The organism is Streptomyces sp. (assembly GCF_035563135.1).
Classification (GTDB): domain Bacteria; phylum Actinomycetota; class Actinomycetes; order Streptomycetales; family Streptomycetaceae; genus Streptomyces.
This window is the reverse complement of the sequence record NZ_DATMVN010000798.1, coordinates 1-17,896: the sequence shown is the minus strand read 5'-3', so window position 1 is coordinate 17,896 and position 17,896 is coordinate 1. Positions and strand designations below refer to the sequence as shown.

Sequence of the window (17,896 nt, the reverse complement as noted above, 5' to 3'; positions counted from 1 at the left end):
CTTCCCCCGCGCCGCCCCCCGGCACCTTCACGTAGGCGGGGCCACCGGCCCACCGCCTGTGCCACGGCGTCCGGCGCCTCTTCGGCCACCCCCTCGGCACCCGCCGCGACGGGCGGAGGGGCCGGCCGTGCCCGCCTCCGTACGGGGAGAAGCGGAACCTCCCTGCCGCGCGGTGGAGTTCGGGGAAAGAACGCGAAAACGCCTCGTGACCCCCCTCCACGCCCCCATGGGGCCCCGCCCCGTTCATTTTCCGGCGGGCACCTCCGAGTTGAGGAAGTGACCGGCACCCTCACGAACATGGCGCGGAAACCGCATCCGGTGCCGCTCCTTCCGGGGGCCGGACGGGCGAAAAGTCGCCCAACACCCCGATGACCTGCGGGAATTCGGGTATCCGCACGCCACTCATGCAGGGTGTCGGAGTAAACGCAAGCCCTGTGCCGGACACGTTCCCGTGACTTGCAGGACACGCTCGGGCAACGGAAGCGTCTTCAACTCTTGACACCCACCCCCTTGAGGCAGCAACCTTCCGGCATCAGCGCATGGGAGCGCTCCCATTTCGAACGAGGTTTTTCGCTCGTACGGGGACGGCACCGCCCATGTCCTCTCCGTACCCCTGGCACCCGCACCCAACAGTGCGTATGCCGAGCAGATCGAACGCCAGTCCCACCCTGGAACAAGGAGTAGTGGAATGCGCATCACCCGCACCGTCGCAGGTCGAAGCCGCAGAACCGCCGTCATGGCCACCACGGGCCTCACCGCCGCCGCCCTGCTGTTGACCGGCTGCGGCGATTCCGAGTCGGATTCCGAAGGCGCCGACGCGAACGGGAACATCACCCTGACCCTGGCCGACTTCGGTCAGTTCGGCTACAAGGAGGCGGGGCTCTTCGAGAAGTACCACGAGCTCCACCCGAACATCACGGTCAAGGCGAACACCTCGGCCGACGAGAAGGTCTACTACCCCAAGTTCCTCCAGCAGCTCAACACGGGCAGCGGTCTGGCCGACGTGCACGGCGTCGAGGTCGGCCGTGTGAAGGAGCTCGTCGACACCAAGGCGGACGCCTTCGCCGACCTCTCCAAGGTGGTCGACACCGATCAGTGGGTGAACTGGAAGGCGCTGCAGGCGACCACCGACGACGGCAAGGTCATCGGCGCCGGCACCGACATCGGCCCCATGTCGATCTGTTACCGCCGTGACCTCTTCGAGAAGGCCGGTCTGCCGACCGACCGCACCGAGGTCGCCGCGAAGCTCGCCGGCGGCTGGGAGGACTACCTCGCGCTCGGCGAGGAGTACAAGAAGAAGGCCCCCAAGGACACCTTCTTCATGGACTCCGCCAGCGCCATGTACAACGGCGTGGTCGGTTCGAACGAGGAGCAGTACTACTCCAAGGACGGCAAGGCGATCTACAAGGAGAGCGCCGGCGTCAAGGAGGGCTGGAACCTGGCCACCCAGGCGGTCGACAAGGGCCTGAGCCAGGGTCTGGCCCAGTTCACCGACGAGTGGGGAGTGGCCCTGCGCAAGGGCAGCATCGCCTCCGTGGCCTGCCCCGCGTGGATGGCCGCGCGGATCGCCACGGACTCCGGTGACGCGTACAAGGGCAAGTGGGACATCGCCCTCACCCCGGGCAAGACCGCGGCCAACTGGGGCGGTTCGTTCCTCGCCGTGCCCGCGAAGGGCAAGCACGTCAAGGAGGCCACCGAGCTCGTCAAGTGGCTGACCGCGCCCGAGCAGCAGGCCGCCGTGTTCAAGGCCGCCGGTCTCTTCCCGTCGAACAAGGGCGCCTACGAGCTCCCCGACGTGAAGACCGCCAAGCTGGAGTACTTCAACAACGCCCCGATCGGTGAGATCTACGCCGAAGAGGCGCAGGTCATCCCCGCGGCCGTGCTCGGCCCGAAGGACGGCGTCATCAAGGACACCATCTCCACCCAGATCAACAACATGGAGCAGCGGGGCACCAGCCCGGACGACGCCTGGGAGGCCGCCACCAAGGCGCTCGACAAGGTGATCGGCTGACCCTCGCCGGTGCGGGCGGGCCGGGACACCATCCACACGTCCCGGCCGGCCCGCACCGGTGCCGGCTCTCCGGAGCCGGCCTCGTGCACGGCTTCCGACACCTCTGCCGGACCTGACCGGAGGTCCGGCCTGCCCCTGCGGTGTCGGCACACCCCAGGGAAGGACTCCCACCTGTGGCAACCACCACCCCCACCAGGGGCGTACCCGGATCCCGGCCCAGCCGCCGGGCTCCGAAGCCCATGACTCCCGGCCGTCAGGCATGGCGCAGCCGGCTGTGGCGTTTCGACGACAAGGCATCGCCGTACGCCTACATCGCGCCCTTCTTCCTCATCTTCGGCGCCTTCGGGCTCTACCCGCTCATCTACACCGGCTGGATCGCCCTGCACCGGGTGGAGATGACCGGTCTCGACCAGATGGAGTGGGTCGGCTGGGAGAACTTCAGCACCATCCTCCAGGACTCGGAATTCTGGACCTCCGTCACCAACACCTTCGTCATCGGTGTCATCTCGACCGTCCCGCAGCTGGCGATCGCGCTGGGCCTCGCCCACCTGCTGAACTACAAGCTGCGGGCCAGTACCTTCTGGCGCACCGTGATCCTCACCCCGTACGCCACCTCGGTGGCCTCCGCAGCCCTGGTCTTCGCCCTGGTGTTCCGGGCCGACGGCGGGCTGCTGAACTGGGTCCTCGGCTTCTTCGGCGCCGGCGAGACGAACTGGGTCAACGGCCACTGGACGTCCAACATCGCCATCGCCGTCATCGTGATCTGGCGCTGGACGGGCTACAACACCCTGATCTACCTGGCCGCGATGCAGGCCGTACCGTCCGATCTGTACGAGGCCGCCTCACTGGACGGTGCCTCGCGCTGGCAGCAGTTCCGCAACGTGACCATTCCCTCGCTGCGGCCGACGATCCTCTTCACGATCGTCGTGTCGACCATCGGCTCCATGCAGTTGTTCGGTGAGCCCCTCCTCCTGGAGGGAGGCGCCAACGGAGCGCAGGGCGGCACCGAGAACCAGTACGAGACGCTCAGCATCTACCTCTACAACTACGGCTGGAACCTCGGGCACCTCGGTCCGGCCGCCGCAGTCGCCTGGGCCATGCTCGTCCTGCTGCTGCTCATTGCCGCGATCAACTGGCTCATCGGGCGCTTCATGCGCAAGACCGCGGCCTGACGGGGAGCGATATCCATGACCACGACCAGCCCCATCACCGCTCCGGACCCCCACCGCGTCTCCAAGGCGCCGGTCCGTGACGAGCCCGCGCGCCGCCGCCGCTTCAAGCCCGGAGCCGGCCGCCAGCACCACGCCGGCCCCTTCGCCTACTTCGCTCTCGTCGTCGTCGGCATCGGCTCGCTGTTCCCGCTGTACTGGACGCTCGTCACCGCGTCCCGTACCCAGGACGAGGTGCTGGACACGCCGCCGCCGTTCCTGCCGGGCGGCAACCTGTTCAACAACCTGGAGGCGGCCTGGGAACAGGCCCACCTCGGCAAGGCCATCCTCAACACGTTCATCGTGTCGAGCTGCATCACCGCGGCCACCCTGTTCTTCTGCACCCTGGCCGGTTACGCCTTCGCCAAGATGCGCTTCAAGGGCCGGAACGTGCTGATGACGGCGGTCATCGCCACGCTGACCATCCCGCCGCAGCTCAGCGTCGTACCGCTGTTCATGATGATGTCGGACATCGGCTGGAGCGGTCAGCTCGAGTCGGTGATCTTCCCGACGCTGGTGAGCGCCTTCGGTGTGTTCTTCATGCGTCAGTACCTCCTGGAGGCGCTGCCGTACGAACTCATCGAGGCGGGCCGGATGGACGGGGCGAACAACCTGCGCATCGTGCGAAGCATCGTGCTTCCGGTCGCCCGACCGGCCATGATGGTGCTCGGTATGCTCACCTTCGTCCAGACCTGGAACGACTTCTTCTGGCCCTACCTCGCGCTGAGCCAGGAGAACCCCACGCTCCAGGTGGCCCTCGGCCAGCTCAGCGCGTCCTACGTGCCCGACCAGAGCATCGTGATGGCGGGCGCACTGATCAGCACCCTGCCGCTGCTCGTCGTCTTCGTGATCTTCGGCAAGCAGATCGTCGGGGGCATCATGTCCGGCGCCGTCAAGGGCTGACACCGGCCCACCGCTGTTCCCCGGTCCGATCCCGGCCCCGCTGTTCCCCGGCCCGCCTCCCGGTCCGGCACAGGTCCCCCCTTCCGTACGGCCTGTACCTGACCGCAGGCCGTACGGGGCCGGGGCCCCGCACTTCCCGTCCCTGTCCCTCCACCCATGGGAGCGCTCCCGCATGACTGCCGTACGACCTGACACCACCCCGAAGCAGGCGCCCGAGACCCAGTTCCCCACGGGCTTCATCTGGGGCGCGGCGACCGCCTCCTACCAGGTCGAGGGCGCCGCCGCCGAAGGCGGCCGCACCCCGTCCATCTGGGACACCTTCAGCCGTACACCCGGCAAGGTCCGCAACGGCGACACCGGCGACATCGCCGCCGACCACTACCACCGCTACCGCGACGACGTCGCGCTCATGAAGCAGCTGGGGCTGAAGGCGTACCGCTTCTCGGTCTCCTGGTCGCGGGTCCAGCCCACCGGCCGGGGCCCGGCCGTCGAGCGCGGTCTGGACTTCTACCGCAAGCTCGTCGACGAACTGCTGGACGCCGGCATCATGCCCGTCGCCACCCTCTACCACTGGGACCTCCCCCAGGAGCTCGAGGACGCGGGCGGCTGGCCCGAGCGCGTGACCGCCGACCGGTTCGCCGACTACGCCGCCATCGTCTCCGGCGCCCTCGGCGACCGTGTCGGCCTGTGGACCACCCTCAACGAGCCGTGGTGCTCGGCCTACCTCGGTTACGGCTCCGGTGTGCACGCCCCCGGCCGCACCGAGCCCGCAGCCGCGCTGCAGGCGGCCCACCACCTCAACCTCGCCCATGGCCGGGCGATCGAGGTTCTGCGCGCCCAACTCCCCGCTGCTGCGCAGACCTCGGTCACCCTCAACCTCCACCAGGTCCGCCCGCTCACCGGCAGCGAGGCCGACGCGGACGCCGCCCGCCGCATCGACGCGGTCGGCAACCGCGTCTTCACCGGCCCGATGCTGCGCGGGGAGTACCCCGAGGACCTGATCACCGACACCTCGCACCTGGTGGACTGGTCGAAGCTGGTCCAGGACGGCGACCTCGCCACCATCTCCCGCCCCGTGGACGCCCTCGGCATCAACTACTACACGCCGACCCTGGTCTCCACCCCGGTGGACGGGGCCGACTACGCGCGCAGCGACGCCCACGGCGCCAGCGCCCATTCCCCCTGGCCCGGTTCCGAGCACGTCGCCTTCCACCTCGCCGAGGGGAAGGAGCGCACCGCGATGGACTGGTCGATCGACCCCAACGGGCTCCACAGCCTGCTCATGGACGTGACCCGCGACCACCCGGGCCTCCCGCTGATGGTCACCGAGAACGGCGCCGCGTTCGACGACTACGTCTCGCCCGAGGGCAAGGTCCAGGACCCCGAGCGCGTCGCGTATCTGCACGGCCACCTCGACGCGGTGCAGCGGGCCATCGCCGACGGTGCGGACGTCCGCGGCTACTTCCTCTGGTCGCTGATGGACAACTTCGAATGGGCGTACGGCTATTCGAAGCGCTTCGGTGCGGTCTACGTCGACTACGCCTCCCAGCGCCGCATCCCCAAGGCGAGCGCCTACTGGTACTCCGACGTGATCCGCCGCAACGCGCTGCCCCCGGGCGGCACCGTCTGACCCCCACCAGCACGAACAGCGGGACCCGGCACACCGCCGGGTCCCGCTTCTGCTTGCCCGCCTTACCTGTTCGTCATCGGGACCCCGTAGGCTTGGGAGCGCTCCCAAGAGTTGTGGCGCTGCAGAGGACCGCTGGGTCCGGACAAGTGTCAAGGGATCGTACGGCGGGACTTGGTTTGGCCAACCCGCTGTGAGAAATTGACCGCGAACGGGAGGCAGCCATGGCGGCAGCGCGAGTACGGAGTGGCGGGCGGCCCACGCTCGAAGAGGTAGCGGCCCGGGCCGGAGTGGGGCGGGGCACGGCCTCACGCGTCATCAACGGCTCACCGCGGGTCAGCGAACAGACCCGGGAGGCCGTCGAGGCGGCCGTCGCCGAGCTGGGATACGTACCCAACCGCGCGGCGCGCGCACTCGCGGGCAACCGCACGGACGCCATCGCTCTCGTCGTGCCCGAGTCCGAGACCCGGTTCTTCGCCGAACCGTACTTCTCCGACATCGTGCGGGGTGTCGGGGCGGCCCTCGCCGACACCGAGATGCAGCTGCTCCTGACGCTCGCGGGCAACGACCGCGAGCGCCGCCGGCTGGCCCAGTACCTGACCGCGCACCGGGTCGACGGGGTCCTGCTGGTCTCCGTCCACGCCGACGACCCCCTCCCGGACCTCCTCGAACAACTCGGCATGCCCGCCGTGATCAGCGGCCGCAGGCACGCGGCGGAGACACTGCCCTCCGTCGACTCCGACAACTTCGAGGGCGCCCGCGCGGCCGTGGACCACCTGATATCGCGAGGCCGCCGCTCCATCGCCACGATCACCGGCCGCCTGGACGTCTACGGCGCCCAGCGCCGCCTCGACGGCTACCGCAAGGCCATCGCCGCGGCGGGTCTCGACCCCGACGAGCGGCTGATCGCCCCCGCCGACTTCAGCGAGGAGGGCGGCGCCCGCGCGATGCGGGAACTGTTGGAGCGCCGCCCCGACGTGGACGCGGTCTTCGCGGCCTCCGACGTGATGGCGGCGGGCGCCCGCCACGTCCTGCGAGAGTCGGGCCGCCGCATCCCGGACGACGTGGCCCTGATCGGCTTCGACGACTCCGCGGTGGCCCGCCACATGGACCCGCCCCTGACGAGCGTGCGCCAGCCGATCGAGGAGATGGGCCGCACGATGACCCGCGTCCTGCTCGAAGAGATCGCCCACCGCTCCTCGGGCGACGCCCCGCAGGAGCGCCCCAGGATCGTGCTGCCGACGGAGCTGGTGGTGCGCGAGTCGTCCTGAGGCGCGCAGGCGCCCACGGCGTCACCGTGCACCTTCGCGCCCGGTGCGGGAGCGCCGGGCGGTATCCGCGACCTGCTGTCGAAATGACGAGGGGCAGATGACGACACTCGCCGTGACCGGGCACATGGACCTGACCGAGGAGAGCGTGCCGCTGGTGCGGGCTGCTCTGCGTGAGCTGCTCGCCGGGTACAGCGACGACCTGACCGGGGTTTCGTGCGTCGCCGCCGGGGCGGACAGTCTTTTCGCGGAGGAGGTCATGGCCATCGGGGGCCGCTTGATCGCCGTGGTCCCTTCCCAGGACTACCGCGCCGCGAAGGTGAAGGCGGAGCACGCCGCCGTCTTCGATCACCTGGTCGAGGCGGCAGAAGACGTCGTGACCATGCCGCATACGACTGCGAACCGCGCTGCCTACGAAGCGGCGAACGCTGAGCTGCTGCGCCGCGCGGACCGCCTCGTCGCCGTGTGGGACGGTACGCCTCCGTCGGGCAAGGGCGGCGGCACGGCCGACACCGTGGAGCAGGCCCGCCGGGCAGGGCTGGCGGTGGACGTGGTCTGGCCTGCCGGAGCTGCACGGCGTGCTGTTCCCGGAACCGGCTGAGCCGCCTGCCGGGGGCGAGGAATGACCGACGTGCGATCAGCCCCTGACCTGTTCTCCCGGGACCGGGGCCGAGCGTGCTGGGGAGGTGCGGGGCCTGTACCCGGAGCATCCACGATCAGGGGCCCTGGTCTCCGGTGTGTGCGGGCTGCCCGGTGGTCCGTAACGGGCTGTGCGTCGTGCACCCGCACGACACGGAGGAGGGCCGACAGCGTCTGTCGGCCCTCCGGGGGTCAGGTGTCTGCAACGGACCGTTCAGAGCCGGCCGCCGGTGAGGCGGGTGAGCGGGCCCATGTGGGTCTTCGCCGTCTGGCGTCCGAGGGCGAACGCGCCACCGACGAGGCCACCGAGCCCGGCGGCGGCGCCCACCGCTATGGCCTTGCGGTGCTTGACGGCGGTCCACGCGGTCGTCGCGGTCGACGTCACCTTGCCCGCCGTGTCCATGACGGTCTGCCGACCGGTGTCCCAGCCGGCGACGGCGGCCCGCTTCGTCGCCGTACCGGCCGACCGCACACCGCTCTCCGCCGACCCGGCGACGTCCTTGACGGTGGACTTGGCGGTGGACTTGGCGTCCTGCGCCGATGACTTCGCCTTCGAGGCTGCGACCGCCGAGCCGGACTTGGCCTGGTCTCCGGCCACCGCAGCGGTCTGACGCCCCTTGTCGGCGGCCGTCCGGGTACCCGTACCGGCCTTCGCCGCAGAACCGTTCACATTCTTCTTGGTTTCTTCGCTCTCTGCAGTCATGGTGTGCGTGTTACCCCTCGGAGCGGCTCGAAACGGAGTGCCGGGATTCAGCCGGAATCCCTTGGAAGCAGCGAACCCAGCGGGCCCAGGTCCAGGTTGAGGTCCTCCATCGTGAGGTCGTAGCGCTCGCAGAGCTCCGACATCCGGTCCTGGAGGATCATCAGCGTCATCCCGATGCGTTCTTCCTGTTCCTCGCGCAGATCTCCCACGTCGACCCGGTGCAGGGCGGTGCGCTCCATGAGTTGGCGCAGCAGTTCCACGATCGTCAGCACCAGTTTGATGAGGTCGCGTTCCACCGTGTCGGGGTCGGTCTCCAGGCGCTGGGCGAGTCCGCCGCGGGTGCCCGGCTCGTCGGGGCCCGCCGGCACGAGATCGAAGGCGCGTGCCGCCGCCTGTGCGACCTCCTGGAGGTTCGCCCCCTGTGCACGCGCCTGTGCTTCCCCGGTTTCCTCGACCATGGACTGCTCCTCGTTCATTCGCCGTTGCCGTGTGGGGACATGTGTACGGCCCTCACCACGGCGCCGGTTCCTCCGATGTGATCGACCGGATCACCGCGCGCAGATTGATGTGCACCAGGTCGACGTCCGCGACGGAGAGCACCAGGTCCCCCGTGAGCACCGCTCCGCCGTTCAGCAGGCGGTCCAGCAGGTCGATGAGCGCCACCTGGCGTCCGGCCAGCGACTCGATGGAGTCGTCGGGGGAGCCGCCGGGCGCGGCGGAAAGCCCGGCGCGGGGTTCGGCGAAACCCGCGCCGGGCATGGCCGTGCTCAGTTCGTCGTTCATCGCGTCCCACCGCCGCCCGGCGCGGGCGGTGTCGCGAAGGAGTACGGCGCCCAGGGGCCCGTGATCTCGACCCGCACGCCCGGGGTGTCGTCGGCGAGCCCGGCGAGCGCCGCGCGGAACGCGTCCGCCTGGGAGCCGTGCACCAGGTAGGCGTCATTGACGATGTTCTCGCCCGCCGCCTGGGCCAGGTCCCCCTGCTGGGGGCGGTGCGTGACGTGCGCCGCGGCGATGCCGGCCACCCGGGCGGTCACCTCGGAGGCCACCGCACCCGCCGCCCGATACGTCCGGCGGTGGTTCTGCTGCTGCGCACGGCGTCTCTGCAGATACGCCCGCCCGGGGCTCGCCGCCGTGTCCGTCTCGGGGCCCCCGCTGCTCACCGTGACCGCCTCGCGCGGATCGGCGTAGACCTTCACGCCCAGCTCGACATGATCGTTGAGGCGGTCGAGCAGAGCGGTGAACTCCGGCTCCCGTTCACCGAGCATTCCCCGGACGCGTTCGTCGTCGAGGTAGACCGTCGCCAGGCGCATGGGCAGGACGGCCGCGTGCTCGTAGGCCGCTTCCACCACCGCGTGATGGGTGCGCGCCAGCACTTCGAGCCGGCCGAGATCCTCCATCTGCGCCTTCATGCCCTCGGTTCCGTACAGCGCGGAGGGGACGGACGAGACCAGGGCCATGAGCTCCCCGGCACGGACCGCCCGCAGTGGGCCTCCCTCCAGGCCGGGCCGGCCCGCGAGTGCCTCGTCGAGAGGGGTCCCGGCGCGGCTGACGGCGTAGACGTAGGACATCGCCGATTCCGTCACCGGGTCCACTTCCGCAGTCACTTCGACTCCTCACCTTCCACGTCCTGCGCCTCGGCCCGCCCGGGAAGCGCGTCCTGGCCGGCCCCGGCGGCCGAAGCGGCGGGCAGCCCCACGGCGGCCCGCAGCTCGGCGATCTCTGCCCGCAGCCGTGCGTTCTCCGCTTCCACCTGGTCCACGGCCGCCCCGTCCCGGGGCGTGCCGGGCACCTCCGTCCTCGACCCGGGACGGGCCCGGGAGGAGAGCGAGGGGTCGTGCTCCCACCAGTCGATACCCATCTCCTTGGCCTTGTCCACGGAAGCGACCAGCAACCGCAGCTTGATCGTCAGGAGTTCGATGTCGAGCAGATTGATCTGGATGTCACCCGCGATCACGACGCCCTTGTCCAGGACCCGTTCGAGGATGTCGGCCAGATTCGCGGAGGACTGCTGCTGGCCGTACGGGGACGCCGCCGAGGAGGCGCCCATACGGCCGGCCAGTGAATCAGTCACTTCGGATCAGTCCCATCCGTGCTGTGGCGGAGCATGTCAGCTGCGTGCGGAAGCGGTACGACGGCGGGAGCGGGGGGCCGGCTCCTCTTCCTCTTCCTCGTCGTCGAGGGGCTCCTCGTCGTCGAGGGGCTCCTCCTCCGCGTCCTCGTCCTCGTAGGTGTCCTCGTCGCGGGGCTCGTCGGCGGGAGCTTCCTCCTCCTGGTCCTCCTCGGCCCCGTCCTCGTCCTCGGCCGCTTCGTCCTCCGGGACTTCGTCCTCGGTCGCCTCGTCGTCCGGGTCCTCGTCGTCCGGGGAGAGTTCCTCGTCCTCGTCGTCGTACTCCGCGGCGGGTTCCTCGTCCTCGTCGGCGAACTCGCCGTCGGCCTCATCGGCGTGCCCGGAGTCCGTCTCGTCGTCGCGCTCGGACTCCTCCGTGCCGGACGCCCCGGACGCCTCTGAGCCGTTCTCCTCCTCGGCGCGTGCTTCCTCCTGCTCGACCGCCTCGTCGTGGTCCATGACGACCTCGCCGTCGCGGATCTCACCACGCCAGCCGTCGGTCGCCTCGCCGCGCATCATGATGAACTTGCGGTAGAGCTTCAGGTCGAGGCGGGCCCTGCGGCCCTGGGCGCGCCAGATGTTGCCGGTCTTCTCGAACAGCCCCTTGGGGAAGTACTCGAGGACGAGCAGGACCCGTGTCAGGTCGTCGGTGAGCGCGTGGAAGGTCACCACGCCCTTGACCGTCCCCTTGGCGCCCTCGGTGGTCCAGGTGATCCGCTCGTCAGGGATCTGCTCGGTGACGTTCGCCTTCCAGCTGCGCGTGGACTTGGCGACCTTCACCTTCCAGTTGCTGCTGGTGTCGTCGGCCTTCTCGACACTCACGACGCCCTTGGCGAAGGTGCTGAACTCCTGGAACTGCGTCCACTGGTCGTACGCCTCGCGCACCGGCACGCCGACGTCGATGTCCTCGGAGATCGTGACGCTCTTCGACTTGCCTCCGCCGCCCTTGCGTCCCTTGCCGAACAAACCCTTGACCTTGTCCTTGACGGCGTCCTTCAGATGGGAGGCGCCCGCGCTGACGGCCGCCTGGGCCGGGGACTTGCCCTCGCTGAGAGCTTTGCCGCCCTTGGCGAGGCTTTTCACCGCGCCGCCGGGTGCGTCCTTGCCGTCCGCGAGTCTGCCGACCCCCTCGCCGAGCCTCTGGCCCAGGCTGGTGACCGTGTGCAGCGCCCGGGCCCTGACGTAGTTCTGCAGCTCGTCCTTGAGACGGTCGGTGGCGGGGTTGTTGGCCACGTCGTCCTTGAGCTTGCTGAAAGCCGTGTCAGCCATTGCTGCCACCCCGGTCCTTGCGCGTGTTCGACGACGCCGTCCTACGGGCCCCGGAGGCGGCCTTGCGGGCCGGGGCGGCCTTCTTCCGGGCGCTGCCCGACGCGCTGCGCCGGGCTCCGGACGCGGCACCGCCCGCGGACTTGGCCGGCTTCTTGGCCGCCGCCTTGCGGCGCGGGGCCGGCTTCTCCTCGGCGGCCCCGTCCTCGGAGCCGTCCGTGTCCTCGGAGTCGTCAGCCTTCTCGGAGTCGTCGTCCCGCACGTCGAGGTCCTCGTCCTCGTCCTCCTCGTCCCGCGCCTTCGCGCCGGAGGGATCCTCGAGTTCGAGGGTGCGCTTGCGCAGGGAGTCGGCGAGACCGGTCGCCCGCTGCGTGAGGGCGTTGGTGGCGGCCGTCTTGGTGGCGCCCACCAGCTCCTTGCGGACCTGGTCGTTGACCGTGCCGAGGAGCGGCGATTCGGCCAGCATCCTGCTGAGCTGCTTCGGATCCAGGCTCAGCTTCTTGCCTGCCAGGAACATTCCGAAGCCGATCGCCAGCTTGGCTTTCTTCGTGCGTCCCAGCAGGTATCCGCCCACGAGGGCCGCACCTATCTTCGCGTTTACGGTCATCTGTCGAGCACCTCAATCTCCCAGGTTCAGGAATGGTCGTTCAGACGCCTCTGATAGGTCTCACATTCGGTGAGCCAGTCGAGCAGTTCGTCCTCACGCCGGTCGAATTCTTCCTCGTCGATGTCTCCGCTCAGCAGTTCACGTTCCAGCTCGGCCAATTGCGTGCGTACAGGGCCGGGATCGTAGTGTTCGCGTTCGGCGGCCTGGACCACCTGGTCGAGAACCCAGACCGTGCCGCGTACCGGGGCGAGCGGAAGGGTGAGCAGCTGGGAAATGAGGCCCATGCGCGGGTACCTCCCGTCATCTGCGAGGGCTGTACGTCAGACGAAGCTGTAGGGCGGGAGCGGGCCGTTCAGCGCGAACGTGTAGTCGTCGCCCCTGCGCTCGGCCTCCTCGTGGACCGCCTGGGAAAAGGCGGACGCCTGGTCCCGCCGAACGAGATAGGACACATTCAGGAAATGGGTCTTCGTGGGCTCTCCTTCGGAGACCCGTTCCGCGGCGCCCGCCAGAGTGGCCGCCACTTCCTTACCCACTGCTTCCTGCCTGGCCTGGATCTCGCGCGAGACGAGCTCACCGAGGGCCATCTTCTGGTCCTGCGCCCCCGGATTCTGCCGGGTGTACTCGCTGAGCCGACGGGCCTCCTGCGATTCCGTGAGGATTTCCCGCAGCAGGCTCTCCTCCTCGCGGGAGACCTTCACGTTGTACTCGAGACGGCCGTCCAGCTCGGAAAGGCGGGTCGTGTAACTGTCCTTGCCCTGTTCGAGTGCGGCACGCACCTGGTCGTCGTCCGGGCCCACCAGGCCGAAGCGCATCGGCAGCGCCGCGCCGTCGGCCATCAGCCGCTCCAGCACGCTCTGGTGGGCGACGAGGTCGCGCCGCTTCGCCCGCAGTTCGGCCGGGGTGTCACTGACCACCGCGCCCAGCTCGGCCGTCTTGACGGTGCGCAGGTCGGACGCCGGCTCCCCGACTCCGGACAGGCCGTCCAGCCGCAGCGGGTGGTCGGCCGCGGTGATGGCGTAGATGTAGGTCGGCATGGGTTACTCCTCCCGCTGGGCCGTACGGCGGCTGCTGCTCGAAGCGGAGGTCTTGCGAGCCGGCCGCTTCTCCTTCTCCTTGTCGTCGGAGTCGTCACGGCCGCCCTGGAGGGATTCCGTGAAGGCTTCGACCGCGCCGGTCAGCGCGCCTTTCGACTTTCCTTTGGCACCGCTCTCCACGGTGTCCCCGACGATGTCGGTGAGCTGGGCCGGAGCCTTGCGGCCCGATTCCAGGTCCAGCCGGTTGCACGCCTCGGCGAAGCGCAGATAGGTGTCCACGCTGGCCACGACGACACGTACGTCGATCTTGAGGATCTCGATTCCGACGAGCGAGACACGAACGAAGGCGTCGATGACGAGCCCCCTGTCGAGAATGAGCTCAAGAACGTCGTAGAGATTTCCGGATCCGCCCCCACTGTTGGAGGCGTTGCTCTGCTGTACGAGACTCATGGTCGGTCTTCCTTCCAATGAGTTGTTTTCACGGGTACGGGTACTCGGCGCCCGGATCGGCTCAGCGGTCGACCTGACCTCGCGAGTACCGCCGAATTCGTTCGTAGCCCACGAGTTGGCCCTGGCCGTCGAGCCTCACGCGATAAGAGGCCATGACGCTCATGGTGTCCGGGATCTTCTCGATCTCGACGACTTCCACATCCGCCGTCCAGCCGTCGTCCGTCGCATTCAGCGAGGACACCGAGTCGGGCTCGCGCTGGAGGAGGGCGGCAAGCTGTTCGGCTGCGTTTCGCATCGCCGTGGAGACATCGACCCGGCTGTTGCCGCCGTGATCGCTCTTGGTGTTCTCGGTTGTCGCCATGTGTGTCACCTGCCGTGCGTCTTCGTGGCTTCCTGCCGGGCTCGTTCGGTCAGCCGTTCGTTCGGGGCTGCACTGCGGGTGCCCTTGAGGCCCGGACGTATGCATGAATCTTCCTCACGTCTTCCACACAGCTGCGGATTTTCGGCGCGCAACGGCCCCGGCCGACATTGCTCCGGCCGGGCCGCCGGGTGAACGCGAAGAGACCCTGCCGCGTCGGGGGACAGCGCGGCAGGGCCTGTACAGCCGGGTGCCCGGTGCGAGGCCCGTCATGTGTCACGCGGGCCCGTGTGGCGGGTGTCACTGCCGGAGCAGAGGCGCTTCTGGCCGCGTGATGCCCGCCTGTGGGCAGGAAGTGGTGCGGCCGGTCCGGGGGCGTCCTGGACGCCGGTGTCTGGGGGGTGGTGGGCGGCATATGCCCCCACCCCCTTGCAGGAGGGCCCCGCTCGCACCTGGTCACCGAGGTTTCAGGGCTCTCGCCGCCGTCGTCCCCGGGCAGGGAGCTCAGTACTTCGGATTCATCTCGCTCGCTTCGGAGTTCATCGCTTGCCGAAGGATCCTCTTGGCGGGCACCTTCGGTCGGCACTGCGGGCTACGGGGCGGGTGGGCGTAGGCAGGTGAGCGGGCGCCGGACATGGATTCGCCGGGCCCGGCCAGGGCTGATGGCCCGGTGATGGTCTGATCGCAGTCCACACAGATCATCGGCGTACCTTCCGCCAGGGGTCGAGCTGGATGGCGGTGGAGCACTGAGTCCTGTCAGCCCAGCAGGTCCGGCAGGACATCGTGTACATGACGTAGGTGGCGCTGGACGCAGTCGAGGCCGAATGTGAAACCCGCGCCGGGAACTACCGCACCGGCCTGCACCTCATCGGACACGCCGAGGACCTCCTGGCCGCGGACTGTCCGCATCCCGTCCCGGAGTGGCTCGAGTGGTTCAGTCCCGTACGCCTGGCCGCATTCCGCGGAAACACAGAGCTGCGCGCCGGCCGTCTGCCGCAGGCGCGGGCCACCCTGACCGCCGCGCTTGAGGACCTTTCCGCCACCGAGGAAAAGCAGCGGTCGGTGATCCTCGGAGACCTGGCCGCTGTCGAGGCTGCGGCCGGAGTGCCCGACGCTGCGTGCGACTACGCAGTCCGTGCCCTCGATCAGCTCGAACGTACGTGGTACGCCACGGGCATGGACCGTGTCCGCGACGTCCGCCGAGCCCTGGCCCCACACCAGCACGAGCCCTGCGTGCGCGCCCTCGATGAGCGGCTGTACGGATGGGCAACGACCATCAGCGCCCTTGCCCGTTGAAGCGGGCGATCAGCGGCGACAGCTCGAGGAGGCTCTCGATCCGGAAGGTCGGGAGCTCCCGCGCCTCCTGGGTGTTCCACTGGATCGTTGCCCATGGTCCTCGGTGTACGAGAGCGGTGTGCATACCGGCCGCGACGGCAGGCCGCAGGTCGTTGTCGACGCGGTCACCCACATACACGATTTCCTCGGGCTCGGCCGGGACGACCTCGGCGACCCTGTGGAAGAAGGCGGGGTCCGGTTTGCTGGCGCCCCAGTCGTCCGAAGTGCCGATCAGATCGACGTCCTCGGTGAACAGCTTCCGAAGGATCCCCCCAGCGCGCACCGTCTGATTTCCGGCGATGCCGAGCCAGAGCCCGTCTGCCCGCAGCGCCTTCAGGGAGTCGCGCACTTCGGGGTACAGGTCCTCCTCGCCGAAGTGCTCCGGCTGTCCTGCAGCCGCACGTGCCTCGCGCTCGCCGTACAGATCGAACCCGGGCCGGAACTCCTGGAATACGTCCCGGTAGTCACGCCCCTGGGCAATGACCGCGCCGAACATCGCGGCGAACGTATGGCGGGGTACGCCCAACCAGTCGGCCCACGTGCCGTACTCCCGCGTCTCGTCCACCAAGCACTCGCCCACGTCGAACACCGCTGCACGAATCATGCGGTGATCGTAGAGGCGCACCCCGGACGCACGGAACCACTCCCTGCCCGGCCCCGGTGAGGGGTGGGCGGAGGGCCGGAGCAGAGGCGCTTCTGGCCGCATGATGCCCGCCTGTGGGCAGGAAGTGGTGCGGCCGGTCCGGGGGCGTCCTGGACGCCGGTGGCTGGGGGGTGGTGGTCGGCATATGTTCTCACCCCCTTGCAGGCGGGCCCCCGCTCGCACCTGGCCGCCAGGTCGGCGTACCCGACCTTCAGAGCGATGTCGTGAGCGGTCCGGTAGGTGGAGGCGAGGGCCTGCCACGCCTCGGTGCCCGGCCGGAAGACCGTCGGGGACATCACCTGATCCGGAATTAAGAACGGTCCGGCGGCACGGGTGGTCAGGCGGACTGGTCGAGTGGTGTGGGCTGCGTGGGCATCGGACGGACGCCCACGACCGGCCTGGCCACGATCATGCTCCTCCTGCACCGCGCCACAGGAGCCCTGCCCTGAACGGGGCTTCTCAGACACCCACCAACCGCCTTGACCTGGCTGTTCGCTTCGAACCGCTCCAAGCGACCTGACCAGGGCTCACTCAACTTCTCGTGTCGGAGTCAAGCTTTCGCCAGGCATCGGAGCAGGGCCGTAGTGGGCGCTGGATGCTCCGGTGGACCATGCCCAGTAACGGTCACCATAGGACCAGTGCCACCATTCCGTGGGGTAGTTGACAAGGCCGGCGGCCGCCAGCGCGGTGCCGAGGACGGCGCGGTATCCGCGGGCCTGCGGGGTGATGTTCGGCGCATGGGTATAACAGGCGCCTTCGCTCTCTTCCGGGTTGGCGTTCATCCGGGTGCCCAGGTCGAGTTCGACGCCATTCGCGTCGGCGAGGGTGAGGTCCACCGCTGCTCCAGCGCTGTGCGGGGCGACGTCCGGCGGCGAGACGTAACGGCTTGCCGCGTCATACAGCTCGGCCTCCGGCAGTCCCGGGCTCTGGGCGCGCAGGTCATCGAGGTATTCCTCGAAGTAATGGCGCTGAAGGGACAGCGGGCGATACCCCTCCACGAACATGAGGCGGAGCCCCGGAGGCAGCAGTTCTTGAGCGTGGAGCAGCCGCTGCAACACACCCTCGCGCAACTGCGCGTAACAGCCGGCCGGGTCGGCCTTGCGCTCATCGACGAACAGGCCACCGCTCTCGCGTGCGTCCACCAGAGGCTCGCCGCAATCGTGTGCGGGTATGCCGACCACTCGGGGGTCCGCCATGAGAACGATGTCATCCATGTCCGAAGACCTTTCCTTCGCGGGCATCTCTATGCGCCAACAGATCAGTTTTTGCCACCAAGTATCCCAGTGGCTCAGGGAACATGCGCCGTCAGATCCGCAGGGACCGTGAGGCGTTTGCGGCAGCCGACTACACGGTCACACAGACGCCTTTCTCCGAGAGCTGGTCCGCGATCAGCCCGTTGATCGCCTCGCACCAGGCGCATCACGGCGAGCCTGCGGCAGCAGATTTGATCAGCCGGTTGATGCGGGAGCAGGCGGAAACGACTGGCGACGCCGGGACGGTCCACGCCTGCCATCGCGAAGGGCGGATGGTCGGCTGCACCCTGACCTACGAGACTCCGTACGAGGTCAGTTCGCGAGCCTACGGATTCGATCACCGCATTCCTGCCGCGGCGGCCGAGTATTTCGAATTGCTCTACTACCGGCCGATGGAGGCTGCGTATCGCACGGGGGCCCGCCGGCTTCATCTCGGGATCGGAACGCTGCTGCCGAAGATTCGCCGGGGCGCCGAGGTGTCCCT

The 17,896-nt window shown here is 69.0% G+C and carries 20 protein-coding genes and 1 pseudogene; 8 read left to right on the top strand and 13 right to left on the bottom strand.

What is annotated here, in order from left to right; genetic code table 11:
• The first annotated feature begins 688 nt into the window (after positions 1-688).
• The 6 genes from VN520_RS35510 to VN520_RS35485 all read left to right on the top strand — a co-directional run bounded on the left by VN520_RS35510 (position 689) and on the right by VN520_RS35485 (position 7,618).
• Positions 689-2,011: an ABC transporter substrate-binding protein gene (locus tag VN520_RS35510; protein ID WP_325751068.1), complete on the top strand. Its 1,323-nt coding sequence runs from the start codon at positions 689-691 to the stop codon at positions 2,009-2,011.
• 173 nt (positions 2,012-2,184) lie between these two features.
• On the top strand, positions 2,185-3,183 hold the full coding sequence (locus VN520_RS35505) for a carbohydrate ABC transporter permease (RefSeq protein WP_414720049.1): 999 nt from the start codon (positions 2,185-2,187) through the stop codon (positions 3,181-3,183).
• A gap of 15 nt (positions 3,184-3,198) precedes the next feature.
• A complete protein-coding gene (locus VN520_RS35500) occupies positions 3,199-4,122 on the top strand; it encodes a carbohydrate ABC transporter permease (protein WP_325751067.1) in 924 nt (307 codons plus the stop codon).
• Positions 4,123-4,294: 172 nt separating this feature from the next.
• Positions 4,295-5,752, top strand: a complete 1,458-nt coding sequence (locus VN520_RS35495) for a GH1 family beta-glucosidase (RefSeq protein WP_325751066.1) — start codon at positions 4,295-4,297, stop codon at positions 5,750-5,752.
• Positions 5,753-5,973: 221 nt separating this feature from the next.
• Positions 5,974-7,020: a LacI family DNA-binding transcriptional regulator gene (locus VN520_RS35490; protein WP_325751065.1), complete on the top strand. Its 1,047-nt coding sequence runs from the start codon at positions 5,974-5,976 to the stop codon at positions 7,018-7,020.
• A gap of 97 nt (positions 7,021-7,117) precedes the next feature.
• Positions 7,118-7,618, top strand: coding sequence for a hypothetical protein (locus VN520_RS35485; protein WP_325751064.1), 501 nt, complete (start codon positions 7,118-7,120; stop codon positions 7,616-7,618).
• 252 nt (positions 7,619-7,870) lie between these two features.
• Here VN520_RS35485 and VN520_RS35480 read toward each other — a convergent pair whose 3' ends face one another.
• The 11 genes from VN520_RS35480 to VN520_RS35430 all read right to left on the bottom strand — a co-directional run bounded on the left by VN520_RS35480 (position 7,871) and on the right by VN520_RS35430 (position 14,184).
• Complete coding sequence (locus tag VN520_RS35480) at positions 7,871-8,359, bottom strand: hypothetical protein (protein ID WP_325751063.1); 489 nt, start codon at positions 8,357-8,359, stop codon at positions 7,871-7,873.
• 47 nt (positions 8,360-8,406) lie between these two features.
• The gene (locus VN520_RS35475; RefSeq protein ID WP_325751062.1) at positions 8,407-8,817 is read right to left on the bottom strand and encodes a gas vesicle protein K; all 411 of its coding nucleotides are present in this window, start codon (positions 8,815-8,817) and stop codon (positions 8,407-8,409) included.
• 52 nt (positions 8,818-8,869) lie between these two features.
• Positions 8,870-9,118: a gas vesicle protein gene (locus VN520_RS35470; RefSeq protein ID WP_325751070.1), complete on the bottom strand. Its 249-nt coding sequence runs from the start codon at positions 9,116-9,118 to the stop codon at positions 8,870-8,872.
• A 20-nt stretch (positions 9,119-9,138) separates the two neighbouring features.
• Complete coding sequence (locus VN520_RS35465; protein WP_325751061.1) at positions 9,139-9,963, bottom strand: GvpL/GvpF family gas vesicle protein; 825 nt, start codon at positions 9,961-9,963, stop codon at positions 9,139-9,141.
• Entirely contained in the window at positions 9,960-10,430 is a 471-nt protein-coding gene (locus VN520_RS35460) for a gas vesicle protein (RefSeq protein ID WP_414720048.1), read from the bottom strand. The genes VN520_RS35465 and VN520_RS35460 overlap by 4 nt, the downstream gene beginning before the upstream one ends.
• A 36-nt stretch (positions 10,431-10,466) precedes the next feature.
• The gene (locus VN520_RS35455) at positions 10,467-11,735 is read right to left on the bottom strand and encodes an SRPBCC family protein (protein ID WP_325751060.1); all 1,269 of its coding nucleotides are present in this window, start codon (positions 11,733-11,735) and stop codon (positions 10,467-10,469) included.
• A complete protein-coding gene (locus VN520_RS35450; RefSeq protein WP_325751059.1) occupies positions 11,728-12,339 on the bottom strand; it encodes a hypothetical protein in 612 nt (203 codons plus the stop codon). The genes VN520_RS35455 and VN520_RS35450 overlap by 8 nt, the downstream gene beginning before the upstream one ends.
• Before the next feature lie 26 nt (positions 12,340-12,365).
• Positions 12,366-12,623: a gas vesicle protein GvpG gene (locus VN520_RS35445; protein ID WP_325751058.1), complete on the bottom strand. Its 258-nt coding sequence runs from the start codon at positions 12,621-12,623 to the stop codon at positions 12,366-12,368.
• Between the two features lie 36 nt (positions 12,624-12,659).
• Complete coding sequence (locus VN520_RS35440) at positions 12,660-13,373, bottom strand: GvpL/GvpF family gas vesicle protein (protein ID WP_325751057.1); 714 nt, start codon at positions 13,371-13,373, stop codon at positions 12,660-12,662.
• A 3-nt stretch (positions 13,374-13,376) separates the two neighbouring features.
• Positions 13,377-13,823 (bottom strand): gas vesicle structural protein GvpA, encoded by a 447-nt coding sequence (locus VN520_RS35435; RefSeq protein ID WP_325751056.1) that lies wholly within the window; start codon positions 13,821-13,823, stop codon positions 13,377-13,379.
• Between the two features lie 61 nt (positions 13,824-13,884).
• A complete protein-coding gene (locus VN520_RS35430; RefSeq protein ID WP_325751055.1) occupies positions 13,885-14,184 on the bottom strand; it encodes a gas vesicle protein in 300 nt (99 codons plus the stop codon).
• 801 nt (positions 14,185-14,985) lie between these two features.
• Here VN520_RS35430 and VN520_RS35425 point away from each other — a divergent pair.
• Positions 14,986-15,477, top strand: a pseudogene (locus VN520_RS35425) (transcriptional regulator); the annotation flags it as partial.
• Here the strand turns inward: VN520_RS35425 and VN520_RS35420 are convergent.
• Both VN520_RS35420 and VN520_RS35415 read right to left on the bottom strand, forming a co-directional pair.
• Positions 15,458-16,120: an HAD family hydrolase gene (locus VN520_RS35420; RefSeq protein WP_325751054.1), complete on the bottom strand. Its 663-nt coding sequence runs from the start codon at positions 16,118-16,120 to the stop codon at positions 15,458-15,460. The pseudogene VN520_RS35425 and the gene VN520_RS35420 overlap by 20 nt on opposite strands.
• A 566-nt stretch (positions 16,121-16,686) precedes the next feature.
• On the bottom strand, positions 16,687-17,373 hold the full coding sequence (locus VN520_RS35415; protein WP_325751053.1) for a M15 family metallopeptidase: 687 nt from the start codon (positions 17,371-17,373) through the stop codon (positions 16,687-16,689).
• An 83-nt stretch (positions 17,374-17,456) separates the two neighbouring features.
• On the opposite strand from VN520_RS35415, the gene VN520_RS35410 reads away from it, so the two are divergent.
• On the top strand, positions 17,457-17,896 hold a 440-nt coding region (locus tag VN520_RS35410; protein WP_325751052.1), incomplete at its 3' end, for a GNAT family N-acetyltransferase.

Excerpts from the sequence above, each read along its gene's own strand:
- VN520_RS35510 (WP_325751068.1), top strand. The coding sequence starts at position 689 with ATGCGCATCACCCGCACCGTCGCAGGTCGAAGCCGCAGAACCGCCGTC.
- VN520_RS35500 (WP_325751067.1), top strand. The coding sequence starts at position 3,199 with ATGACCACGACCAGCCCCATCACCGCTCCGGACCCCCACCGCGTCTCC.
- VN520_RS35495 (WP_325751066.1), top strand. The coding sequence starts at position 4,295 with ATGACTGCCGTACGACCTGACACCACCCCGAAGCAGGCGCCCGAGACC.
- VN520_RS35490 (WP_325751065.1), top strand. The coding sequence starts at position 5,974 with ATGGCGGCAGCGCGAGTACGGAGTGGCGGGCGGCCCACGCTCGAAGAG.
- VN520_RS35485 (WP_325751064.1), top strand. The coding sequence starts at position 7,118 with ATGACGACACTCGCCGTGACCGGGCACATGGACCTGACCGAGGAGAGC.
- VN520_RS35480 (WP_325751063.1), bottom strand. The coding sequence starts at position 8,359 with ATGACTGCAGAGAGCGAAGAAACCAAGAAGAATGTGAACGGTTCTGCG.
- VN520_RS35475 (WP_325751062.1), bottom strand. The coding sequence starts at position 8,817 with ATGGTCGAGGAAACCGGGGAAGCACAGGCGCGTGCACAGGGGGCGAAC.
- VN520_RS35470 (WP_325751070.1), bottom strand. The coding sequence starts at position 9,118 with ATGCCCGGCGCGGGTTTCGCCGAACCCCGCGCCGGGCTTTCCGCCGCG.
- VN520_RS35455 (WP_325751060.1), bottom strand. The coding sequence starts at position 11,735 with ATGGCTGACACGGCTTTCAGCAAGCTCAAGGACGACGTGGCCAACAAC.
- VN520_RS35450 (WP_325751059.1), bottom strand. The coding sequence starts at position 12,339 with ATGACCGTAAACGCGAAGATAGGTGCGGCCCTCGTGGGCGGATACCTG.
- VN520_RS35445 (WP_325751058.1), bottom strand. The coding sequence starts at position 12,623 with ATGGGCCTCATTTCCCAGCTGCTCACCCTTCCGCTCGCCCCGGTACGC.
- VN520_RS35440 (WP_325751057.1), bottom strand. The coding sequence starts at position 13,373 with ATGCCGACCTACATCTACGCCATCACCGCGGCCGACCACCCGCTGCGG.
- VN520_RS35435 (WP_325751056.1), bottom strand. The coding sequence starts at position 13,823 with ATGAGTCTCGTACAGCAGAGCAACGCCTCCAACAGTGGGGGCGGATCC.
- VN520_RS35430 (WP_325751055.1), bottom strand. The coding sequence starts at position 14,184 with ATGGCGACAACCGAGAACACCAAGAGCGATCACGGCGGCAACAGCCGG.
- VN520_RS35420 (WP_325751054.1), bottom strand. The coding sequence starts at position 16,120 with ATGATTCGTGCAGCGGTGTTCGACGTGGGCGAGTGCTTGGTGGACGAG.
- VN520_RS35415 (WP_325751053.1), bottom strand. The coding sequence starts at position 17,373 with ATGGATGACATCGTTCTCATGGCGGACCCCCGAGTGGTCGGCATACCC.